The sequence below is a fragment of the Bacillus norwichensis genome (genome assembly GCF_014836955.1).
In the GTDB taxonomy this organism is placed as follows: Bacteria; Bacillota; Bacilli; order Bacillales; family Bacillaceae_C; genus Siminovitchia; species Siminovitchia norwichensis.
In genome coordinates, this window is record NZ_JACSPV010000058.1 from 1 (window position 1) to 22,440 (window position 22,440).

Consider the following 22,440-nt stretch of genomic DNA (forward strand, 5'->3'; position numbering starts at 1 on the left):
AAAAACATAAGAATAGACGGCTGTTTGGCATGCGCACCGAAAAGGTGCGCTTATTTTATTTATATTTCGGGCTTACTCATTATCAAAATCAGAATATGAATAGGTAAAATGGGAAGGACTGCATAGAATAATGGGGCTTTATGGATTTGGTAGTTTAAAAATGGGGAGGATTCTTTTTTCTTAGGACAGCTCAGTTGAAATTGGTAGAATGGTTTCCTTCTTTGCTGAGGAAGATTTATCTCGGTTTTATTTACGTGCTGGATTCTGTCTTGCAGCTGGTTCTATGCCAAGTGCAATTTTGTCATTAGGTTAAAATCTGGGATTTTTAGGTTTTGCTCCATTCTTAGTTCAATGACTGATGCCAATCAGTATGTGGGGTTATCTGCAAAATATTTTATCCAAGCTATAGTTTGCCGCATCTTGAAGAGCTCATCCTTAGAATATTTATATCACCTCCAAAACCAGATGAACACCAAGAAGTTCCTTGATCCTATTTATCTAGAAGCGTCTCTCCGAAATTGAGCCATATCAGTCTGCACAAACTCTATACCCTTTATTTTTTGAAAAACATCCCTCCTCGTATAGACATTATGAATAGTATTCGACATTTTTAGAAAAAATCCTTTGATCGCCAATCCTTTCATCATCTTTTTGTTTCCAATTCCCACATAGTTTGATTTAATGTTATTAATATTTAGTACGATCTCTTTGACGAAAGGGTAATATATGCTGAACACTAATCGGATGACAAATAGAAAAATATTATCAGTCGTTTGTATTTTTTTACTGTTTCTGACTGTTTTTCGTTTACTATGGATGTTTTATTATCAAACGCCTGGACAGCCAGCTGTAAAAAATGGTGTCTTGGATCTGAGAAACGGGCAATTTGAAGAAAGTGATACCTTTTCACTTGACGGGGACTGGCTGTTTTACCCTAATACTTTTCTAAGCCCTGATACTACGAACGAAAAACACCAATTTATCATGGTACCGGAGAGCTGGGGGAGTTTTCTGCCTGACAGAACGCCGTTGGGCTTTGGAACGTATCAATTACGTATCCTTCTTCCTGAAAAGAAAAAGCAATTGTACAGTTTCTACTTTAAAGAAGTTGCCACCTCAGCGGAAGTCTATGTGAATGGAGACCTCATTCATAAGGCCGGTCAACCTAGAGAATTTAAACAGAACTATACAGGCTATTTACAGCCTTTTATGACCACATTCCAATCTGACAATCAGGAACTGATCCTTTTAATTCATGTCGCCAATTTCGAACTCTCACATACTGGCGGCATTACAAAATCTATCAAATTTGGAACTGATTCTGCTATCCATAAAGAAGTAAGGTCCACCATGATTCTCCAGACAATTGTGGCCAGTATTCTATTACTTCATGTTGTCTATGCCTTTTTTCTACTGTTTATTAATAAATTTAAGCAAAAAGAGGTCATTTACCTAGCATGCTTATTATTTTTTGCAGCTCTCTCTATTCTGGTGGACGATGATAAAATCTTGTTCAACCTATTTTCTGTCAATGTGGAATGGTCTGTAAAATTAGCACCGATAAGCTTTATTTTCATTTTATTTTTCATGCTTCGATTCAATCAGTATTATTTCTCTTCCAAACATCGAATATATCATATCTTGTATATATTGTATGGAATTCTGCTGATTGCATGTATTTTTACGCCGTTGAAGTATTTTCCATATGTCTTTTTATGCCAAATATCTATAAATATAGTATCTTACGTGATTATGGTCATACACACCTATAGGATGATGCGGAAAGGACTTAAAGGCACCCTCTTCATTTTCTTAGCTTTAGTCAGCAATTTCTCCAACCTTGCTTGGGGAATTGCGATCAATTTAAAAATAGTGGATATTCCTTATTATCCTTTTGATTTTTTAATAGCCATTATCCTGTTTATCCTTCTTTTCATCAATAATGCCTTGCAATTAAAGAAGGAAAACACTCAACAAGCACGAAAACTAGAACAGATGGATGTGACTAGAAATGAGTTTCTTGCCAATACTTCACATGAATTGCGAAACCCGCTTCACGGAATTATTAACATAACTCAATCCATTTTGGATGATGAAGAAGAGAATTTATCACCCAAACATAAAAGTAATTTGGAATTGTTGGTAGATGTGACACGGAGAATGTCTTTCACCTTAAACGATTTACTAGATGTTGCGCAATTAAGGGAAGATAAATTCATTTTAAACAAGAAAAATATCCACCTTCCTGCTATCACATCAGGTGTCCTAGATATGCTCCGCTTCATGACGGAAGGAAAAGACATTCAGTTCGATCTTCAAATTGAGGAAGATTTTCCCCTTGTACCTGCGGATGAAAATCGACTGATTCAAATTTTGTTTAATCTTATCCATAATGCTATTAAGTATACTGAATCGGGATATATAATCATCAAAGCGGAACATAATCGAAAAACAGTGACAATCTCAATTGAAGATACTGGAATCGGGATAGATGAAAAAACCAAGAAGAGCATTTTTGAACCATATGAACAAACAGATTCAGGAGCGACAGTTCTCGGAGGAATCGGGTTGGGACTGCATATCACTAGAAAATTGGTAGAATTGCATGGCGGTGAAATTCAAGTTCAATCCACCCTTGGAAAAGGATCTATTTTTTATTTCACGCTCCCATTACTTGATAAAACGGTGGACAATAAAGGTGAAAAGAAGGTGCCTGAACGCCTTGATTCTTCCATAAGAATAAATCAGCACGCAGAGAACTTTTTACCTGCAATCAGTCAGTCAGAAGCTTTCAATCATAAACCGCGAATCCTTCTTGTTGATGATGACCCTGTCAATCTGCAAATCATTCAGGGTGTACTCGACAAGACCTATCATATCTCAGTGGCTTTGAATGGAGAAGAAGCTTTAAATTTGATCAAAAGTCATCAGTGGGACTTGATAATTTCTGATGTGATGATGCCGAATATGTCAGGATATGAATTAACCCAGATCATCCGTGAACAATATTCCATCTCTGAGCTTCCAGTCCTACTATTAACGGCGAGATATCAGCTGGAAGATATTTATAATGGATTCCGTTCAGGTGCTAATGATTATGTGGTAAAACCAGTCGATTCATTGGAGTTGAAATCCAGAGTACGGTCGCTGATCAACTTAAAATTGTCCATTCATGAACAGCTTCGAATGGAGGCAGCGTGGTTGCAGGCACAGATTAGACCGCATTTCTTATTTAATACGCTAAATACGATTGTCTCTTTAAGTGATTTGGATACGGAAAGAATGATTGGCTTACTGGAAAAATTCGGGCATTATTTACAAAGAAGCTTTCACGTAACGAATTCAGAGACTGTCATTCCGTTAAATAATGAGTTGGATTTGGTCCGTTCTTATTTATATATTGAAAAAGAACGATTTGGAGAAAGATTAACCATCGAGTGGGATTTAGATGCTATAAACATCAATCTTCCGCCTTTGTCAATCCAGCCATTGGTGGAAAATGCTGTGCAGCATGGCGTATTAAAGCAAATTGAAGGTGGTACAGTCATTATTCGGATTAAGAAGGTCAGCACTGGTGTTGATGTAATAATTACTGATAATGGTGTGGGAATGGACCAACAAAAGATAAACAAAATTTTAAATAACACTTTAACTTCTTTTCAGGGAATTGGCATTATCAATACGAATAAGCGCTTAAAGAAGATCTATGGGAAAGGGCTCACCATCGAAAGTCAGCCTGGCATTGGAACTACGGTCCGTTTTACCATACCTGACACGATTATTAGTAAAGCTGAAACTAAAAAAGACTTTAGTAACGGGGTTTAAATAGGAAATACGTAAGATGAGCCTCCTGCTCGATTAATGGTCACCGTTTTGACTGGAAGCCATTTAAGACGGGAGGCTCTAATCATGAACGCTAATCAAATGCGCCTTGTGTATTTGCGGCTAGATTTTATTGAGCTCCGCTCGATAAATTCCCTCTGAAAATCCGTGGAATCCGCCGGAGGCTTTACCTTTATTAGCTGGGGTTTGAACCCCAACTAAATGGAATACTCATACACATTACAACCTGAAACAATCAAGGGTGGGCACCATTTCTGGTTTTCTTCTATCCGCTCTTTTCAGGTCATGCCGCCTGTATTCAATAACTTAGGCGGCACGATCTGTGTCTCACAGTTTATTTCGTTCAAATTTGGTATTTTTCCCTTAATAACTCCACAATGAACGGTTTGACTTCGGATATAAAGTAGAGAGATCCCGTAACTGCGAGCACATCTTCAGGATGCAGCTCACTAACGATTCTCTCCGCTAGCGAACGCCAGTTACTTTCAATAGCGGCATCCTCTATTTTGGCAATCTCCTTGAGTTTCAAAGCGTTAGCTGCCCTTGGAAAGTCAAACTCTGTAAAGGTTACTTTTGCGTTAATCTTTTTAAACAGCGGAAGCATATGGGGCAGGTCCTTATCCTCCAATGCTGCAAAGATCACTTGGACTTTTCTCTTGCTATACCTTTCTTTCATCGTAGATAGGAAAGCTTCCAGTCCTTCTGCATTATGGGCTCCGTCCAAAATCACTGTAGGATGTTCTCGCAAAACCTCCATTCTCCCTGGCCAATATGCCTTCTTTAGTCCTGCTCTAATGTCTTTTTCATGCAATTGAAGCAATTTTTTTTCCTTCATGTACAAAAGACTCGCTACAGCTAAAGCAGCATTTTCCGTCTGGTGACGTCCTAAAAGAGAGAGCTTCAAATTTTCATATGTCGTTTCCTTGGATTGAAATGTAAATTTTTCTCCACTAGGAATGGATTCATTATTTTCAATTGAAAAGTCACTTCCCAATTGAAAAAGTACCGCCTGTTTTTTTTCCGTTTCCTCCCGAATAACAGACAGTGCTTCTCTTTGCTTGGCTCCAGTAAACACCGGAATTCCTTCCTTGATAATACCAGCTTTTTCGTAGGCAATTTTACCAATCGTGTCACCAAGAATGTTGATATGATCCTTTCCTATGTTTGTAATGATGCCTGCGAGCGGCTGGATGATATTCGTGGAATCGTATCGTCCCCCAAGCCCTACTTCCAAAGTTGTAAAATCGACCTGGCGAATGTTCCCAAAGTAATATAGAGCCATGGCTGTAATGATTTCAAATTCTGTCGGCGGCCCCCATTCTCCTTTTTTCAGCTCCTCTGCCAAAGGTTTGATCACCCGTGTCAATTCGATCAATTCATCGTCCGAAATGGGGCTGCCATTAATACTGATTCGCTCGTTGAATGTTTCTATGTATGGAGATGTAAATGTTCCGACATCATAGCCAGCTTCATTTAAAATGGAGCGAAGAAATGTGACAGTTGAACCTTTACCGTTCGTTCCTGCCACATGAATGGCTTTCAGCTTCATTTCCGGATTCCCCAGCTCCTTTAGAAGCCATTCCATTCTTGCCAACCCCAGATTGATCCCATACTTTAGCTGCGAATGAATCCAGGAAATTGCCTCAGAATATGTATTCATTGTAAGCCCCTCCTTTTCGTTAAATAAGGGAAGCAAATCCATCACGGACTCACTCCCCCCTTTGAATTACGTATGTTGCTGCGCTTGGCCTTTAGTTGGAAGCCTTCAGTTCTTTAATGCGTTCTTCAACTATTGCGCGCTTGGCTAAATAGTCTTTTTCTTTCGCGCGTTCTTCATCAACTACCGCCTGCGGTGCTTTATTGACAAATCTTTCATTGCTTAACTTCTTCTGGACTCTTTCCACTTCACTATTCCACTTCGCCCACTCTTTTTCGAGCCTTGCGATCTCTTCTTCAATATTCAGAAGACCAGCTAATGGAAGGAACAGTTCAACTCCAGTGACTACAGCTGTCATCGCTTTTTCCGGCGCCGTCATATCTACTTCCATGACAAGATTCTCAGGATTACAGAATTTCTCTAGGTAGCTTTTGTTCTTTTGCAGAATATCAAGGACGGCTTTATCCTGAGCTTTCAGCATAAGCGTGATTTTTTTGCTCATCGGTGTGTTCACTTCCGCACGGATATTGCGAACCGAGCGGATGATATCCATCAATATTTTCATTTCATTAGCCGCATCCCTGTCGGTTAGCTCTTCTTTAACCTTTGGCCAGGATGCAACCGTAATGGACTCACCTTCATGAGGCAGGTTCTGCCAAATTTCTTCGGTAATGAACGGCATGAAAGGATGCAAGAGTCTCATAGTTTGGTCAAGCACATAGGCTAAAACGGAACGAGTCATTTTCTTTGCAGCCTCATCCTCACCGTATAGTGGGAGTTTGGCCATTTCAATATACCAATCACAAAGATCGTCCCATATAAAATGATACAGCACTCTTCCCACTTCACCGAACTCGTATTTGTTGGAAAGGCTGGTTACTGTTTCAACCGTATCGTTCAACCTTGTCAAAATCCATTTGTCCGCAACCGATTTTTCTGCTGATAAATCAATTTCATCGAACTTGAAGCCATCCATGTTCATTAATGCAAAACGGGAAGCATTCCAAATTTTATTGGCAAAGTTCCATACAGCTTCGACTTTTTCAATGCTAAATTTTAGATCATGCCCCGGTGAACTTCCTGTAGCAAGGAAATATCTCAATGAATCAGCCCCATATTTGTCGATTACATCCATCGGATCGACTCCGTTTCCTAGAGACTTACTCATTTTACGGCCTTCTGCATCGCGGACAAGACCGTGAATCAATACATCATCAAACGGACGCTTTCCTGTAAATTTTAAACCTTGAAAAATCATTCTGGAGATCCAGAAGAAAATAATATCATAGCCTGTTACCAAGCAATTCGTCGGGTAATAGCGTTTAAAATCCTCTGATTCTACATCAGGCCAGCCCATTGTTGAAAAAGGCCATAGCGCAGAGCTGAACCAAGTGTCGAGAACATCTGGGTCCTGCTCCCAATTGCCTTCATCTTCAGGCGCTTCCAGCCCCACATATATTTCACCTGTTTCTTTATGATACCAAGCCGGGATTCGGTGCCCCCACCAAAGCTGCCGTGAAATACACCAATCGCGGATATTTTCCATCCAGTGCAAATATGTTTTTTCAAACCGATCTGGAACAAATTGCACCTTCTCTTCTGAATGCTGGAGCTTGACCGCTTCATCAGCCAGCGGTTGCATATTAACAAACCATTGTGTGGACAAATATGGTTCAACAACTGCACCACTCCGCTCAGAATGTCCAACAGAGTGCATATGCTCTTCAATCTTGAACAAAATACCCTCTTCCTGCAAGTCCTTGACAATTTGCTTTCTGCAGTCAAAGCGATCCATTCCTTTATACTTTCCTGCTTCTTCGTTCATCGTGCCATCTTCATTCATGACGAGCACACGCTCAAGATTATGCCTGTTTCCAATTTCGAAGTCGTTCGGGTCGTGAGCCGGCGTAATTTTTACAGCACCTGAACCAAACTCCATATCAACATAATCATCTGCTACAATAGGAATTTCTCTTCCCACAATCGGTAAAATAACTGTTTTTCCAATTAAGTGCTTATACCGCTCATCTTCCGGATGTACCGCAACAGCAGTATCTCCCAGCATCGTCTCAGGACGTGTTGTTGCAATCTCAATTGACCCGCTTCCGTCCGCTAATGGATAGCGCATATGATAAAAAGCACCCTGTACATCCTTGTAAATGACCTCGATATCAGAAAGAGCTGTTTTCGTTGCTGGATCCCAGTTAATGATATATTTCCCTCGGTAAATAAGACCCTCATTATATAAACGGACAAATACTTCACGAACGGCTTTGGACAATCCATCATCAAGTGTAAATCGCTCGCGTGTATAATCCAGCCCCAATCCTAGCTTCGCCCACTGCTGACGAATGAATCCCGCATATTCTTCTTTCCATTTCCATGTCTCTTCTAAAAACTGATCTCGGCCTAAATCATAACGACTTTTTCCTTCTTTACGAAGATGCTCTTCGACTTTCGCCTGCGTAGCAATCCCCGCATGGTCCATACCTGGTAGCCATAGTACATCATAACCTTGCATTCTTTTCATGCGTGTTAAAATGTCTTGAAGCGTCGTATCCCATGCATGGCCCAAATGCAATCTCCCCGTTACATTCGGGGGCGGGATGACAATTGTATAGGGTTCTTTTTCTGTATTATTTTCTGCTTCAAAAAACTTCCCTTTCAGCCACCATTCATATCTGTTTTTTTCAATATTCAACGGATCATACTTCGTTGGCATATCAATATGATTGTTTTCCATAGTTATCCTCCTTTGGCATCCGCCTATTCAAATCAAAACAAAAAGCCCCCTTCGTTAAAAGGACGAAGGGAGCTTATTCGCGGTACCACCTTTTTTCACAGGCTTCAGTAAAGTATAAGCCTGGCACTCATAAACATAACGGATTTTCTCCGGCATTCGCTACTGACCGTTCACGTATGCTGCTCCTGGGTGACCTTTCCATTGTTCCGGCTTAGGAAATCTCTCAGCAATGATTTCCCTCTCTGAAAGCGGATGGCAATGTACTTTTCCCTTTCAACGCATGTATTCATCATTCATATACTTAATTTCATATACTTAATATAGTAAGAAAAGATTCGCCTGAAGTCAAATATGACAGCACAAATATATGCATTTTACCGGGAGCTGGTGCTTCCTGATGTTTTTATACATACAGTAAGGCACGAAAACGGCCTTTGTCACATATTTTATCAAAGAAGCATTTTCGGGGAGGTACGGAGAGTGAAAAGAAAACTGAACAAGCACACATTTCGAACATGGATGAGAACTTTTAAAGATGTATGTAAACAACTGATTATTCCTTTCACCATTTTTCAAGCTATTCGCACCATCCTGTTTCCTTCCACATTCGATATATTGCTGTTGACTATTTTTATCATAGTGGCTCTTTCCTACCATTATGAATTAATTTAAATACCCCTGCCATCGTTAACTGGGAGGGGGATTGCCTGCTTCATTTTTTTGCTGTTCCATTTCTTCGAGAGTCATCACGATATATTCTGTATTTTTCATATACCAATATTGCTTTTGCAATTGGCGGACAAACTTATATTCGTTCTTGTCCTTCCCTGCTAAAAAATATCTTTCTACCGCTTGGAAGATGCGCTCTGGATGCGAAAGATAGCTCAGAAAAAGGAGCATTTCCTCTTTTTGAAACGGAAAATGCCTAAAATAAACAGCCAGCCACTCCAATCCTTCATCAAATCGATTTGGATATGTTTTTAATGACCTGGACAAAAATGGAAGAAGATCATGAATCGGCGAAGCCGTCCTTGCCAGTTCAAAGTTCGTAAAATAACCCGTTCCGTTTTCATTATATAAAAAGTGTTCGGATGAAATTTTCCCATGAACAATTACACTTCTGGCTTTTGTCTGTTCTTTGGATTCCTCATACCATTCATTCAGCTTACGGATCGAATAATTCTGGGCCAGAGTGATTTCATGATAAAATGTACAAAATAGCAATTGAAAAGGGGACATATACCAATCTTTCTCAGCCCGTTCGACATACTGTTCCAAAGCCTCCTTTTCCTTTTCCCAACGTGTCACTGTTAATTCATAATGCTCTGTCCGATCGTTTTCAGCCACCTCTACCTCTCTCGCTGAGATGGTATGAAGGCGGGCCAGTTCACGAAACAGCTCCTGGTTTTTCTTCACCTGCCCTTCCCTCTCCCGATTATCAAGCCAAGGCATTAAATAATAAAGCCACGGATTGACCAACACTCCGTACCGTCCATCCATCGTTGGATAGATTGGTACAATCCGGTGATAACCCCGCTGATACAGAAGCTGGACATACTGTAAAAAATCCACTCCATGCTTTGGTTTAATTCTCTTTAAAGCAAACGTCCCCTTATCAGTGTATAGCTTGTGGACACGCCCATATTTTTCTGCATATTGTAAATGTAAGCCATAAAGTTCAGCAATGAAAGAAATATCTGTTTCATGATAATTGGTCATTTGATCACCCGCTTAGCACTTATTTCTGCAGATCTGAATATGGCTTTCAACTTATCCACGAATGAAGAAAAGGAGGATTGCGGCCAATCTATCCTCCCATTAAAATTGGAAATTATTTTCTATAGGCCGTCTTACCGGGTATATAGAGAACCTGCCCCTCATAGACTTCCTGACTTGGATCTAATTGGTTTGCCCTTAATATTTGCTGTACACTGACTCCATATTGATCTGCCAGCCTTTCCAATGAATCACCATGTTGAACAAGGCGGACTTTCAGTTTGGCCGAGTCATCTTCTTCCTTTCTAGCAAAAAAATCTGCAAAAGATATCGATTTATACTTATCTTTCTTTTTCTTAGGCTTTACCTCAGGTGTCTTTTTCATTTCATTACTCTCATGGTGACTGCTGGATTCATGTACTGGCGATTCCTCGACTATCTTTGATGATTCTACCGCAGAAACAGAAGGTGATTCCTTGCTGTGCTTTTGGAAGAATCCTTTGAGTCTGTGAGCGACCTCATCCATGTCCATTTCAGGAAGCATTGGAAATGGGAACGGAAATTGATTATGGTGGTGATGTTCAGGAGGTTTTTGCTGATGATCTTTAGATGACCTAGCCTCAGCCATAAATGGTGTATAAAGTTCTTCCTCTTCTTTACTTTCTTCTACGTATTCACTAGTGTGATTTGATTCCGGTTCTTCTTCGGCTTCATATTCCACCAACTCCACCTCTACGGTACTCTCTTCTTCCTCCGCCTCTTCAGTCCGTACATGAACCGTGATGGACTCTGGTATGGATTCCATACTTTCGACCTGTTCATTTTGTTCAGCATAATCGCTATGCTCAAAATGTTCAGCATGCTCCTCATGCTCAAGTTCTTCAATTTTTTCACGATGTTCGGCGTGTTCTAGTTGTTCATTATGTTTATGATGTTCGACATATTCTAGTTGTTCTTCCCTCTCGCTATGTCCGGCATATTCATGTTGTTCGTTTTGTTCGAGCTGCTCTTCATATTCTTCCTGTTCTGCCTGCTCCTCATCTTCTCGATGCTCAGCATACTCGAGTCGTTCTTCATGTTCGCTAAACTCGATAGGCTTGAGTTGTTCCTCCTGTTCGCGATGTTCATGATGGCTCTCTTCCTGTTCACCCTGCAAACCGTATACATGAACTTCTGCTACAATATTTAAACGAGAATTTTCCGGCATGACGTAGTCGAAAGATTCAACCTCAATAAACACTTCATTAGAGTCATGGATTCTATCCCTTGGTATCGTGATATCGACAGGAAATTGGTGAAAAAAATCACACTCTTCACTATCTCTGTCCCCCACTTCCTGTACATACCTTCCTTTTAAAAAACTCTCTTCCGAACCTTCTTCTAACTGAGTAGAATCTATGCGTTTATACTCTCCTGTCAGATTTAGACTCCCTCTTAACACAACAATTTCTTCTTCTTCAACAATCGATATATTCGGATCTAAAGATATTGAAATCAGCTCATCGACTTCCTGTCCGCTTTTAAACAAGACGGATTCTTCCAATGTAAACTTGATAGATGAATGCCCGTTCTCAGACAAGATAGCTCCTCCTTTCACTCCGTACAAAAATATATGGGTCAATTACATCCTATGTTGTGTAGGAATTAATTATGAAAAGAAAAGATAATATAAGGAAATGGAATTCAGAGCTGCCTATAAACTAACTTGCTAATAAATACAAAGAGCAACTTATTACCACATAGAATTTTTTGCCAACAAGAACAAAAGCGCAGGCGCCTGTTTATCGACGTACAGACTGAGCTGAAATGTGGAAGACGGCGTTTAGGGGCGACAAGCGCTGGGGCGCAATCCAGTGAAGTCGTTCTTTAACTTCATTGGATTGATCGAAGCGACCTCGAGCCCCTGCCGTCAGCAACTAGACAAGAGTGACTCTAACGAGATAAAGGAAACACGGCGACGGAGGCAGGCTCAAAACGCGACATCCTGTCGCTTCGCTTGCACTAGGACGTCCTGTCCGTCGGAGCCGATGTTGACTTATCGTAGGAGGAGGCACAAAGTCTGCTAGTCGATAGGCGCTGGAGCTGGACGCAGCATAATCTGATAAATAAGTTATACACAAGCATAGAATTTTATAATTTCCTATACCATAAAAAAAGAACCGTCATTAAACGGTTCCCTATAGTTAGTATTATTTATTTGAAATAGTGGCAAATGCTTGTTCAGATGCTTCAATGGTCGCATCAATGTCAGCATCTGAATGCTCAGTTGATAAGAATAATCCTTCAAATTGGGATGGTGGTAAAAATATGCCTTTATTTGCCATTTCCTTGTAATAAGCAGCAAACATGGAGAGATCACTTGTTTTTGCTTGATCGTAGTTATAGACATCTTCATTTGTAAAGAAAAATCCAACCATTGATCCAGCACGGTTGACCGTATTAGGAATTTCATATTTCGCCGCTGCTGCTTTTAATCCTTGTTCCAATTTGATAGCTTTACGATTGAATTCATCGTAAGATTCAGGAGTCAACTGAATCAATGTTTCATATCCAGCTGCCATGGCAAGCGGGTTTCCAGAAAGTGTACCAGCTTGATAGATTGGACCGCTTGGAGCAATTTGTTCCATGATTTCGGCTTTTCCTCCAAATGCTCCTACTGGAAGTCCTCCGCCAATCACTTTACCAAGACAAGTAATATCAGGAGTAATGTTATAATGCCCCTGAGCACAATGATAGCCCACACGAAAACCGGTCATGACCTCATCAAAAATGAGTAAAGCACCGTTTTCAGTAGTCAAGTCGCGGAGACCTTCAAGGAATCCAAGCTGCGGAGGCACTACCCCCATATTTCCAGCAACTGGTTCAACGATGACTCCCGCAATATCATCTCCATACTGTTCGAAAGCATAACGTACGCTCTCCAAGTTATTGTATGGGACTGTTATGGTATTTTTTGCAATACCTTCGGGAACTCCTGGACTGTCTGGCAATCCTAGCGTAGCCACACCAGAACCTGCTTTGATAAGAAGGGAATCCCCATGACCATGATAACAACCTTCAAATTTTAAAATTTTATTCCGACCTGTATAGCCTCTCGCCAAACGAAGAGCGCTCATTGTTGCTTCAGTGCCTGAAGAAACCATCCGAACAATTTCAATGGAAGGCACGCGCTCAATCACCAGTTTAGCCAACTCATTTTCAATAAGAGTCGATGCACCGAAACTTGTCCCACTTTCCGCAACCTTCTTGATCGCTTCAACGACACGGTCGTTTGTATGGCCTAAAATAAGCGGCCCCCATGATAAGACATAATCAATATACTCATTTCCATCTATATCAAAAATACGGGAGCCTTTCCCACTCTCCATGAAAATCGGATCCATGCCTACGGACTTAAATGCGCGGACAGGGCTGTTTACTCCCCCTGGCATCAGCTTAACCGCTTCTTTGAATGCTTCTTTCGATTTTTTAAAAGATCGCATGAACATAACCTCCACTTTATTTAGACAAGAAAGTATCTTGTTTACTCATACGCTTGTGATTTTCTTTTTTGGACTCGTCCAGTCTGTACGTCGTTAAACGAGCGCTTACGCTTTTCTTTATTTCAACCATTTTGCCATGTCTTTGGCAAAGTATGTGATGATCATGTCTGCTCCTGCACGCTTGATGCTTGTCAGCATTTCCATGACAATCGCTTTTTCATCTACCCAGCCGTTCAAAGCAGCAGCCTTAATAAGGGAATACTCTCCACTCACATTGTAGGCAACAATCGGAGCATTGAATTCGTTTTTCACATCACGAATGATGTCCAAGTAGGAAAGGGCAGGCTTAACAATCAGCATATCCGCTCCTTCTTCCATATCGGAATGTGCTTCACGCAGTGCCTCCATTCTATTAGCTGGATCCATTTGATAAGTTTTTCGATCCCCAAACTGTGGAGTACTGTTCGCAGCTTCACGAAAAGGTCCGTAAAAAGCAGAAGAATATTTTACTGCATAAGACATGATGGGTATTTCCTGAAATCCTGCTTCATCCAACCCTTTTCTAATCGCAGCCACAAATCCATCCATCATGTTCGAGGGGGCAATTATATCCGCACCAGCTTGTGCTTGGCTGACAGCCGTCTTCACAAGTAGCTCCAGGCTTGCATCATTTTGCACATACCCTTCTTCGACCACACCGCAGTGTCCATGGTCAGTATATTCACAAAGGCATGTGTCAGCAATAACCAACATTTCTGGAATTAATTCCTTTATAACCCGTGTAGCTTTTTGCACGATTCCTTCATCTACATAAGCGCCTGTTCCACAATCATCTTTTTCATTCGGTACACCGAAAAGGATGACAGCCTTAATACCAAGTTCATGAATTTCAGCAATTTCTTCTTTTAACAGATCCAATGAAATTTGAAAAGCACCAGGCATGGATGAAATTTCTGTACGGGTGTTCTCGCCTTCTACAATAAAAAGAGGATAAATCAGATTTTCCGGATGTATGTGTGTTTCTCTCACCATTGCCCGTAAAGCAGCGGATTTCCGAAGTCTGCGATGACGTTTGAATTGAATTTGGTCCAATGCTATTCTTCCTTTCTCTCCTGTCCAAAATACTGGCACAGTTCATGGAACATAGAATCTATTGTATATTTTTCAGGGCATACTTTAACCAAGTATCCCTCGTTTTCTATTGCTCTTTTTGTTATTTTGCCAATACTTACTAGCAAAATAAACTGGAGATGTTCCTCCAAATGGTATTGCTTTATCACTTTATTAAAATGATGAAAAGTGGAGGGGCTTGTAAAACAAGCAGCATCAAGCCGATCTTCCTTTATAATCGTAACCAGCCTACCGATGTCCTTTGTTGGATAAAAAGTTTCGTAGACAACCCATTCATCAGCTATAACATGATGGCTCCGAAAGCTTTCGGCAATCGTAGTACTTGCCAGATTCCCTTTTGGAATCAACGCTCGCTTTGCGGTATGCCCTTTTTCAAAAAACTCCCTTGAGAAATCTTCTGCCGTATAAATATTGGGCATAAAATGCGACTCAACTCGATATCGGCTTAATTCAGCTCTTGTTTTCTCACCTACAGCCGCAAATTGAATATGTTCTTTAAACATTTCAAATTGTTGCCGTTGGGACTCAATGTGCTGAAAAAAATACTTGACGCCATTTTTGCTTGTAAAAATGATCCAATCATATTTATGGAGCGATTGGATAAAATGGACCGCGTTCAAGTCTTCATGAGGGCGAAAATCAATGAGCGGAACCATATACGGAATCCCTCCAGTGGAGGCCACATCATTGCAAAACTTTTCACCCTGTTCTCCACCTCTAGTGATCAACACATGCCTGCCTCGTAATGGAAGCTGGTCTGCTGTCATTGCTCAAGTTCCTCTTTTACATTCTCGATTAAAGCTTTAGCGCCCTGTTCAATTAAGCTCGCTGCTGCTTTTACACCAATTTGCTTCGGATCTGTGCCTTTAATCATATCCGAATAAACTGTTTTGCCATCAGGAGAAGCCACAAGAGCTGTGAGCTGAATATCATTATTGGGTAAAACTTCAGCAAAGCCCGCGATTGGCACCTGGCAGCTTCCATCCATCTCATGAAGAAATACACGCTCTGCCTCAACAGCCCGTGCTGTTTTTTCACAAGTTAGCTTAGCTAGTTCAGTCAGCAGCTCTTTGTCATCCTCCCTGCATTCGATGGCCAATGCTCCTTGACCGATAGCAGGCAAGCAGAAATCTGGATCTAAATATTCCGTTACAATGTCTTTATTCCATCCCATGCGGATCAACCCCGCTGCTGCTAGAATAATGGCATCATAATCTTCAGTTTTAAGTTTGGATAGCCTTGTATCAATATTTCCTCGTATCCATTTAATTTCCAAGTCAGGTCTTTGAGCCAAAATCTGGGCTCCTCGTCGTAAACTGCTCGTACCTACGATAGAACCAGCTGGCAATTCTCTCAGCTTAAGACCGCTTTTTGAAATGAATGCATCACGATGATCTTCGCGCAGCGGTACGCAGCCGATGACCAATCCTTCTGGAAGTTCTGCAGGCATATCCTTCATGCTATGGACAGCCATATCAATCTCACCGTCATATAACGCCTGCTCTATTTCTTTGATGAACAACCCTTTTCCGCCAATTTTGGATAATGTGACGTCTAATATACGATCTCCCTTTGTTACAATTTCTTTTACTTCAAACTCAAAAGGAGCGCCCAGCTTTTCCAATTGTTCGCGTACCCAGTTTGTCTGTGTGATTGCCAGATTGCTTCTCCTCGAACCAATTACAATTTTTCTCATATACAAATGCCTCCTGTGAATACTGCACTTAAATGCCCGTCTGCATCATCTTTACGAAAACCAAAAGTGAAACTTAGATATCCTACTGATTAGGAAAAAGTTGATTAACACAAATAAAAAAGCCGCCGAATTCCATAAAGCCAATTTGCGTCCGAAAATGACGCGTTTAGCAAAAGCATATAGTAAAAATCCATAAATGACCAACAAAAAAAAGGACCCGATAATTTTAGGATCATACCAATGAAAGACTGGAAGCTTAATCACTGCCCATCTGAGACCTAGAATTAGACTTAATAGCAGCATAGGGAAACCGATCGTATTGAGAACAAAAGATGCTTTTTCCAGTTTCGCCAAGTCCGCCAATCGCCATAACTTCTTCTTCCACTTTTTCTCCTTCAGCAATTTAAACTGAAGCAAGTATAGGGTTGAAAACACAAATGACGCTGAAAAAGCTCCATATGACAGGATCGCGATTGTTATATGAATCAACAATAATTCAGACATCAGCTGCTCCGCCGTTACAAAAGAACGCTGAATCGGCGCAAAAGCATGAATAGCCATGAAACAAAATCCTATCAAGTTTATAAAAAATACCGTGAAATCAACTTTTAAAATATGATGAATAAACAAAGAGATTGTGATAAGTACCCAAGTATAAAAATACAGCCCTTCAAAGAGCGTCAATACTGGAAACCTGCCGGTATTTAACATGTACATAAACAAAAAGATTGTTTGAAATGCCCAAACAATCAAAAGCAACCGGAAAGCAAAAGCGTTTGCCTTCCGATTATGATCAACGAAATCGATAAAATAAAGCAGAATGGATAAGGCATATATGACAATTATCAATTCTGGAAGTCTTGCCATTACAAGGTCAAACATAGACTCATTCCTCTTATGATTGGAATGTTTGCAGTGATGCTGCAAATTTTATTTTCTTTTTCTCGGGTTCTTTTGCAGGCGCAGGTGATGCTTGTTTTACAGAATCTTCCAAATCAAAAATTTGCTTAAAAAGCTCAATTTTCTCTGAAGCATTTTCCAGACCTGAAAATTCCTTCACTTGCATAATTGGATCTTTCAACATTTGATTAATGATACTCTTTGTATGCTTGCTCAATACTTTTCTTTCACGCTCCGTAAGGTTTGGAAGCTTTCGATCAATACTTTCCATCGTTTGAGCCTGAATGGACAAAGCTTTTTCCCGCAAAGCCGTAATAACAGGTACGACACCAAGCATATTCAGCCATTCTTGAAAATGGATGATTTCTGTTCCAATCATTCCCATGATTTTATCCGCAGCTAGTTCTCTCTCGGCCAAATTCGCCTGAACAATCCCTTCCAGATCATCAATGTCATAGAGGAAAGAACTGTCAATTTCTGAAATGGCAGGATCTAAATCGCGTGGAACAGCAATATCAACAAGGAAAAGCGAACGCCCTCTCCTCATTTTATCAACTTGGACCATCATGTCTTTAGTCAACACATAATCAGGAGATCCAGTGGAGCTAATGACGATATCGGCTTCCATAACCGCACATTGCAGTTCACTGAGCGGCTTAGCCTGTCCAGCAAACTGATCCGCTAAATTTTGTGCTCTTTCTAGCGTACGGTTAACAACCGTAACTTTAGTTGCTCCATTTGAATAAAGATTTTTGATAGCGAGCTCGCTCATTTTCCCGGCTCCGATAATAAGTACATGCTTGTCCTTCAGTTGACCGAATACTTTCTTTGCCAACTCGACAGCTGCGTAACTAACAGAAACCGCATTGGACCCGATTTCGGTGTCCGAGTGAGCACGCTTGGCCAATGTTACAGCTTGTTTCATCAAATGGTTAAAGACTGTTCCAGTTGTCCCTCTTTCTTGACCAAGCAGGAAGCTGTCCCTAACTTGACCAAGAATCTGGGTCTCCCCTAGAATCATGGAATCTAATCCACAGGTAACTTTATATAAGTGCTCAACAGCACGTTCTTGCTCGTGAATGAATAAATGATTAGAAAAGTCCTTTTGATCTATCTGAAACCATTCTGCCAAAAATTCTTTTATATAATAACGGCCAGTGTGAAGCTGATCCACCACAGCATACACTTCCGTCCGATTACAGGTGGACACAATAACATTTTCCAAAATGCTCTTTTTATTTTTCAATGCCGTCATAGCAGAGGCAAGATCGCTTTCAGCAAAAGCTAGGCGTTCCCTGACTTCGACAGGCGCTGTTTGATAATTCAAACCAACCACGATGATATGCATTTTAAAACAGGCACCTCCAAAATGATCACTCAGTATCTTTAGTATACCACTTTACATTAGAAGAATTCTAAAAAGATGTGAACAGAAAACGAAACCTATGGTATATTTAAGTGCGAGGCAAATGTTCAGCTCCGCTAGGCACAAGGCAGGTAGTTCTTGCTACCGCAACAATTAATTAAAACCATTTTCAATCCTTTTGTACCATAGCAAATATAGGGACTAAATACAAGTAAACGCGCTGGATGTGATTTTTTTGAAAAATAAAGGAATGCTTTCTGGAGTTATCTTTTTGGGGTTTGGAGTTTACTTTTTTTTACAGCAATACAACATACAAATTTTACAGGATTTATATTCCTGGCCCACCCTGGTAATCATTATTGGAGGCGGCTTTTTGGTTCAAGGCTACTTAGGTAAAGATCATGAAGCAATTTTACCGGGGGTTGTCCTAGCCGGGATGGGGATACATTTTCACATTGCCAATAAACTTGAGATGTGGCAGGACTTTGCTGGAGTATTCTTATTGCTGGTCGCTGTCGGCATTTTACTTACATATGTAAAAACGGGCGTTGGCCTTATGATGGGGGTTTTATTTTTAGCGGCTGCCTCCTTACTTCTGTTTTTCGACCGGCTTACAAACTGGGCTGCTGAGAATGGGCACGATATCTCTTTGCTCAGCAAATTCTGGCCTTTCTTCTTTATTATAGCCGGAGGATATTTTTTGTTTCTCCAAAGAAAAAAATAAATTTCAGGATCATCTGTCCTGAAATTTATTTTATTTGAACCTTTTAGTTAATATGTTCCAAGCGGTATCCTTGCCTTCACCCGTTTCCGAAGAAAAGATAACAAGTTCATCTTCTGGTATCAGATTCAGTTTGTTCTTGGTTATCTTGGCATGCTTTGACCATTTTCCCTTTGGGATTTTATCCGCCTTGGTAGCGATGACTACGCATGGAATGTCATAGTATTTCAGAAAGTCATACATCATGACATCATCCTCCGTAGGCGGATGGCGGAGATCGACGATCAGCATGACAGCCCGCAGTTCTTTCCTTGTTGTCATGTACGTCTCAATCATTTGCCCCCAAGCTTCCCGCTCCTTTTTGGACACTTTCGCAAATCCATATCCCGGGACATCTACAAAGTAGAGTGTCTCCTCTATCTTGTAAAAATTCAACGTTTGCGTTTTTCCAGGTTTGGAGGATGTTCTGGCCAAGCTTTTACGATTAATCATTTTATTAATAAAAGAAGATTTCCCGACGTTTGACCTGCCGGCAAGTCCAAATTCCGGCAGACCTTCATCAGGGTATTGCTCAGGCTTAACAGCACTGATTACCATTTCTACATTGTTTACTTTCATTATGCCTCTCCCATCAAAGCTTTCCCAAGCACTTCATCCATGTGTGTCACTGGAATGAAAGTCAGGTCACCCTTTACACTGTCAGGAATTTCATCAATATCTTTTTCATTATCTTTTGGTAAAATAATGGTCGTCAACCCTGCTCTATGAGCACTCATCGATTTTTCTTTCAATCCACCGATAGGTAAAACCCTTCCTCGTAGGGTGATTTCTCCGGTCATGCCTACTTCTCTTCTAATCGGGCGACCTGTTAGAGCAGAGACAAGGGCAGTAGCAATCGTTATCCCTGCAGATGGCCCATCCTTCGGTACTGCACCCTCAGGCACATGGATATGGACATCATACTTTTCGTAAAAATTATCTGGAAACTTCAGTTCTTCCGCTTTTGATCGGACATAGCTGAAAGCAGCTTGGGCTGATTCCTTCATTACATCTCCTAATTTTCCGGTCAAAATTAGCTTTCCTTTCCCCGGAGTCAAGGATACTTCGATTTGAAGCGTATCGCCTCCAACCGTTGTATAGGCAAGCCCTGTAGCAACTCCCACTTGGTCTTCAAGCTCCGCCTGACCGTAACGGTATTTTTTCTTACCAAGCAGTTCTTCAAGATTATTCTCAGTCACAATGACTCTTTTACGGTCACCAGCTACAATGATTTTTGCTGCTTTCCTGCAAATAGAGGCAAGCTGACGCTCAAGCTCCCGGACACCAGCTTCCCTTGTATAATATCGGGCAATCGCCTTAATAGCATCTTCTTTAAGCTGAAGCTGGCTCCTCGTTAACCCGTGTTCTTCAATTTGCTTAGGAAGCAGGTGATCCTTGGCTATATGAATTTTTTCCAGTTCCGTATAGCCTGCAATGGTAATGATCTCCATTCTGTCCCTCAACGGTCCCGGAATGGTCCCTAAGTCATTTGCTGTCGCAATAAACATCACTTTTGAAAGGTCATACGTCTCTTCAATATAATGGTCGCTAAACGTCCTGTTCTGTTCAGGGTCCAACACTTCGAGCATGGCTGATGATGGGTCACCCCGGAAATCATTTGACATCTTATCAATCTCATCCAGTAAAAATACCGGATTAATTGTACCCGCCTTTTTCATCCCTTGAATGATCCGACCTGGCATTGCTCCAACATACGTACGTCTATGCCCGCGAATTTCGGACTCATCTCTGACTCCTCCAAGAGAAATCCGCACGAAGTTTCTTCCCATGGATTCTGCAATAGAACGCGCCAGGCTGGTTTTTCCCACGCCTGGCGGTCCTGCAAGGCAAAGTATTGGGCTTCTGAGTGATTGGGTCAATTGCTTAACCGCAAGAAATTCAAGAACACGTTCTTTCACATGCTGGAGACCATAATGGTCCCGCTCAAGGATTTTCTCTGCTTTATGGATGCTCAGGTCATCTTTAGTCGCTTTCGTCCACGGCAGTGAAACGAGCCAATCAAGATAATTACGAATCACAGCACTTTCTGCTGATGTCGCTGGCACTTTCTCATACCTATCTAATTCTCTTAACGCTGTCATCTTTGCATGTTCCGTCATACCCGCATTCTCTATTTTCTCGGTCAGCTCAGCCACCTCGCCGGCTTTGCCCTCTTTCTCACCGAGTTCTTTTTGAATGGCCTTCATCTGCTCACGCAAATAATATTCTTTTTGGGTCCGCTCCATTGATTGCTTGACCCTCTGACCAATCTTTTTTTCCAGATTAAGCACTTCTTTTTCATTATGGATGATTTCAATGACATTGCTCAGCCTTTCATTCACATCGAAGGTTTCGAGGATATCCTGCTTGTCCTGCAATTTCAAAGGCAAATGGGATGCAACAATGTCCGCCATCCGTCCAGGCTCCTCCATATCAGCTACAGTTGCGAAAGTTTCCGCTGATATTTTCTTGGACAGCTTAATATACTGTTCAAAATATTGAAGCATTGTCCTCATCAAAGCCTGAACTTCCACATCTTTTTCAGTTTCATCTTCAAAAAGTTCAAGAGTGGCAGCGGCAAAATCGTCTTTTACAATATAACTCTTCATTTTTGCCCGCGAAAGTCCTTCCACAAGCACTCTAATCGTACCGTTTGGAAGCTTAAGCATTTGCTTTACTTTCGTCAACGTTCCCACTCTATAAATGTCTTCCTCACCAGGCTCATCAATAGCAGTATCTTTTTGAGTCGTCAAAAAAATAAGATGGTCGGTGAGCATCGCCTGCTCCAATGCCTGAACGGATTGTTCCCGTCCGACATCAAGGTGTAAAACCATCGTCGGAAAAACAAGCATTCCACGCAATGGCAGCAGGGGAACGAACGCCTCTTTTTGTTTTGTCACATTCGTACACCTCCCAGTAATGTTCCTTCCATCAGAGAAGGACTTTGAAACATATTACCACAATTTTAGCTTATATAGACGCTTTATGTCGAGGAACAGGCGTTGATGACTTTTTCTCTTTCACATCAAACGTGCCTTAGCGTATTTGCGCCAAGTTTTTATCGAGGTCTGCTCGATAAATTTTGTATGAAAATTATTTCCGCTAGAAAGCAATACTTAAGTAAGCCCTCTATTCCTATTTTTTAA

The 22,440-nt window shown here is 41.0% G+C and carries 15 protein-coding genes and 1 other annotated feature; of the genes, 3 read left to right on the plus strand and 12 right to left on the minus strand.

The window, feature by feature from the left end:
* Positions 1-726: 726 nt before the first annotated feature.
* Complete coding sequence (locus H9631_RS20370; protein WP_191816007.1) at positions 727-3,825, plus strand: hybrid sensor histidine kinase/response regulator; 3,099 nt, start codon at positions 727-729, stop codon at positions 3,823-3,825.
* 361 nt (positions 3,826-4,186) lie between these two features.
* Here H9631_RS20370 and H9631_RS20375 read toward each other — a convergent pair whose 3' ends face one another.
* The gene (locus H9631_RS20375) at positions 4,187-5,503 is read right to left on the minus strand and encodes a bifunctional folylpolyglutamate synthase/dihydrofolate synthase (protein ID WP_191816008.1); all 1,317 of its coding nucleotides are present in this window, start codon (positions 5,501-5,503) and stop codon (positions 4,187-4,189) included.
* A gap of 91 nt (positions 5,504-5,594) precedes the next feature.
* Positions 5,595-8,243 carry a valine--tRNA ligase gene (locus H9631_RS20380; RefSeq protein ID WP_191816009.1) on the minus strand — a complete coding sequence of 883 codons (2,649 nt, stop codon included), beginning with the start codon at positions 8,241-8,243 and terminating at the stop codon, positions 5,595-5,597.
* 55 nt (positions 8,244-8,298) lie between these two features.
* Positions 8,299-8,529: a binding site (T-box leader), on the minus strand.
* Positions 8,530-8,723: 194 nt separating this feature from the next.
* Here H9631_RS20380 and H9631_RS20385 point away from each other — a divergent pair.
* A complete protein-coding gene (locus H9631_RS20385; protein ID WP_191816010.1) occupies positions 8,724-8,915 on the plus strand; it encodes a hypothetical protein in 192 nt (63 codons plus the stop codon).
* Positions 8,916-8,930: 15 nt separating this feature from the next.
* Here H9631_RS20385 and ysxE read toward each other — a convergent pair whose 3' ends face one another.
* The 8 genes from ysxE to hemA form a co-directional block, all read right to left on the minus strand.
* Entirely contained in the window at positions 8,931-9,962 is a 1,032-nt protein-coding gene (gene ysxE, locus H9631_RS20390) for a spore coat protein YsxE (protein ID WP_191816011.1), read from the minus strand.
* 112 nt (positions 9,963-10,074) lie between these two features.
* Entirely contained in the window at positions 10,075-11,538 is a 1,464-nt protein-coding gene (locus H9631_RS20395; RefSeq protein ID WP_191816012.1) for a LysM peptidoglycan-binding domain-containing protein, read from the minus strand.
* 610 nt (positions 11,539-12,148) lie between these two features.
* Positions 12,149-13,441 carry a glutamate-1-semialdehyde 2,1-aminomutase gene (hemL, locus tag H9631_RS20400; RefSeq protein ID WP_191816014.1) on the minus strand — a complete coding sequence of 431 codons (1,293 nt, stop codon included), beginning with the start codon at positions 13,439-13,441 and terminating at the stop codon, positions 12,149-12,151.
* Between the two features lie 117 nt (positions 13,442-13,558).
* Positions 13,559-14,533 carry a porphobilinogen synthase gene (gene hemB, locus H9631_RS20405; RefSeq protein ID WP_191816015.1) on the minus strand — a complete coding sequence of 325 codons (975 nt, stop codon included), beginning with the start codon at positions 14,531-14,533 and terminating at the stop codon, positions 13,559-13,561.
* Positions 14,534-14,535: 2 nt separating this feature from the next.
* Positions 14,536-15,339: a uroporphyrinogen-III synthase gene (locus H9631_RS20410; RefSeq protein WP_191816017.1), complete on the minus strand. Its 804-nt coding sequence runs from the start codon at positions 15,337-15,339 to the stop codon at positions 14,536-14,538.
* A complete protein-coding gene (hemC, locus tag H9631_RS20415; protein ID WP_191816019.1) occupies positions 15,336-16,268 on the minus strand; it encodes a hydroxymethylbilane synthase in 933 nt (310 codons plus the stop codon). The genes H9631_RS20410 and hemC overlap by 4 nt, the downstream gene beginning before the upstream one ends.
* A 51-nt stretch (positions 16,269-16,319) precedes the next feature.
* A complete protein-coding gene (locus H9631_RS20420) occupies positions 16,320-17,150 on the minus strand; it encodes a cytochrome c biogenesis protein (RefSeq protein ID WP_191816021.1) in 831 nt (276 codons plus the stop codon).
* A 13-nt stretch (positions 17,151-17,163) separates the two neighbouring features.
* The gene (gene hemA / locus H9631_RS20425; protein ID WP_191816023.1) at positions 17,164-18,516 is read right to left on the minus strand and encodes a glutamyl-tRNA reductase; all 1,353 of its coding nucleotides are present in this window, start codon (positions 18,514-18,516) and stop codon (positions 17,164-17,166) included.
* A 244-nt stretch (positions 18,517-18,760) separates the two neighbouring features.
* Here hemA and H9631_RS20430 point away from each other — a divergent pair, with 244 nt between their 5' ends.
* Positions 18,761-19,258 carry a LiaI-LiaF-like domain-containing protein gene (locus H9631_RS20430; protein WP_318246842.1) on the plus strand — a complete coding sequence of 166 codons (498 nt, stop codon included), beginning with the start codon at positions 18,761-18,763 and terminating at the stop codon, positions 19,256-19,258.
* A 30-nt stretch (positions 19,259-19,288) separates the two neighbouring features.
* On the opposite strand, the gene yihA is transcribed toward H9631_RS20430, so the two are convergent.
* Entirely contained in the window at positions 19,289-19,873 is a 585-nt protein-coding gene (gene yihA / locus H9631_RS20435; protein WP_191816025.1) for a ribosome biogenesis GTP-binding protein YihA/YsxC, read from the minus strand.
* On the minus strand, positions 19,873-22,146 hold the full coding sequence (gene lon / locus H9631_RS20440) for an endopeptidase La (protein ID WP_263600720.1): 2,274 nt from the start codon (positions 22,144-22,146) through the stop codon (positions 19,873-19,875). The genes yihA and lon overlap by 1 nt, the downstream gene beginning before the upstream one ends.
* Positions 22,147-22,440: the final 294 nt, after the last annotated feature.

Bases quoted from the DNA above. Each gene is read 5' to 3' on its own strand.
- H9631_RS20420 (WP_191816021.1), bottom strand. From the start codon at position 17,150: ATGTTTGACCTTGTAATGGCAAGACTTCCAGAATTGATAATTGTCATA.
- H9631_RS20410 (WP_191816017.1), bottom strand. From the start codon at position 15,339: ATGACAGCAGACCAGCTTCCATTACGAGGCAGGCATGTGTTGATCACT.
- lon (WP_263600720.1), bottom strand. From the start codon at position 22,146: ATGCTTGTTTTTCCGACGATGGTTTTACACCTTGATGTCGGACGGGAA.
- H9631_RS20380 (WP_191816009.1), bottom strand. From the start codon at position 8,243: ATGGAAAACAATCATATTGATATGCCAACGAAGTATGATCCGTTGAAT.
- ysxE (WP_191816011.1), bottom strand. From the start codon at position 9,962: ATGACCAATTATCATGAAACAGATATTTCTTTCATTGCTGAACTTTAT.
- H9631_RS20370 (WP_191816007.1), top strand. From the start codon at position 727: ATGCTGAACACTAATCGGATGACAAATAGAAAAATATTATCAGTCGTT.
- hemA (WP_191816023.1), bottom strand. From the start codon at position 18,516: ATGCATATCATCGTGGTTGGTTTGAATTATCAAACAGCGCCTGTCGAA.
- hemC (WP_191816019.1), bottom strand. From the start codon at position 16,268: ATGAGAAAAATTGTAATTGGTTCGAGGAGAAGCAATCTGGCAATCACA.
- H9631_RS20375 (WP_191816008.1), bottom strand. From the start codon at position 5,503: ATGAATACATATTCTGAGGCAATTTCCTGGATTCATTCGCAGCTAAAG.
- hemL (WP_191816014.1), bottom strand. From the start codon at position 13,441: ATGCGATCTTTTAAAAAATCGAAAGAAGCATTCAAAGAAGCGGTTAAG.
- yihA (WP_191816025.1), bottom strand. From the start codon at position 19,873: ATGAAAGTAAACAATGTAGAAATGGTAATCAGTGCTGTTAAGCCTGAG.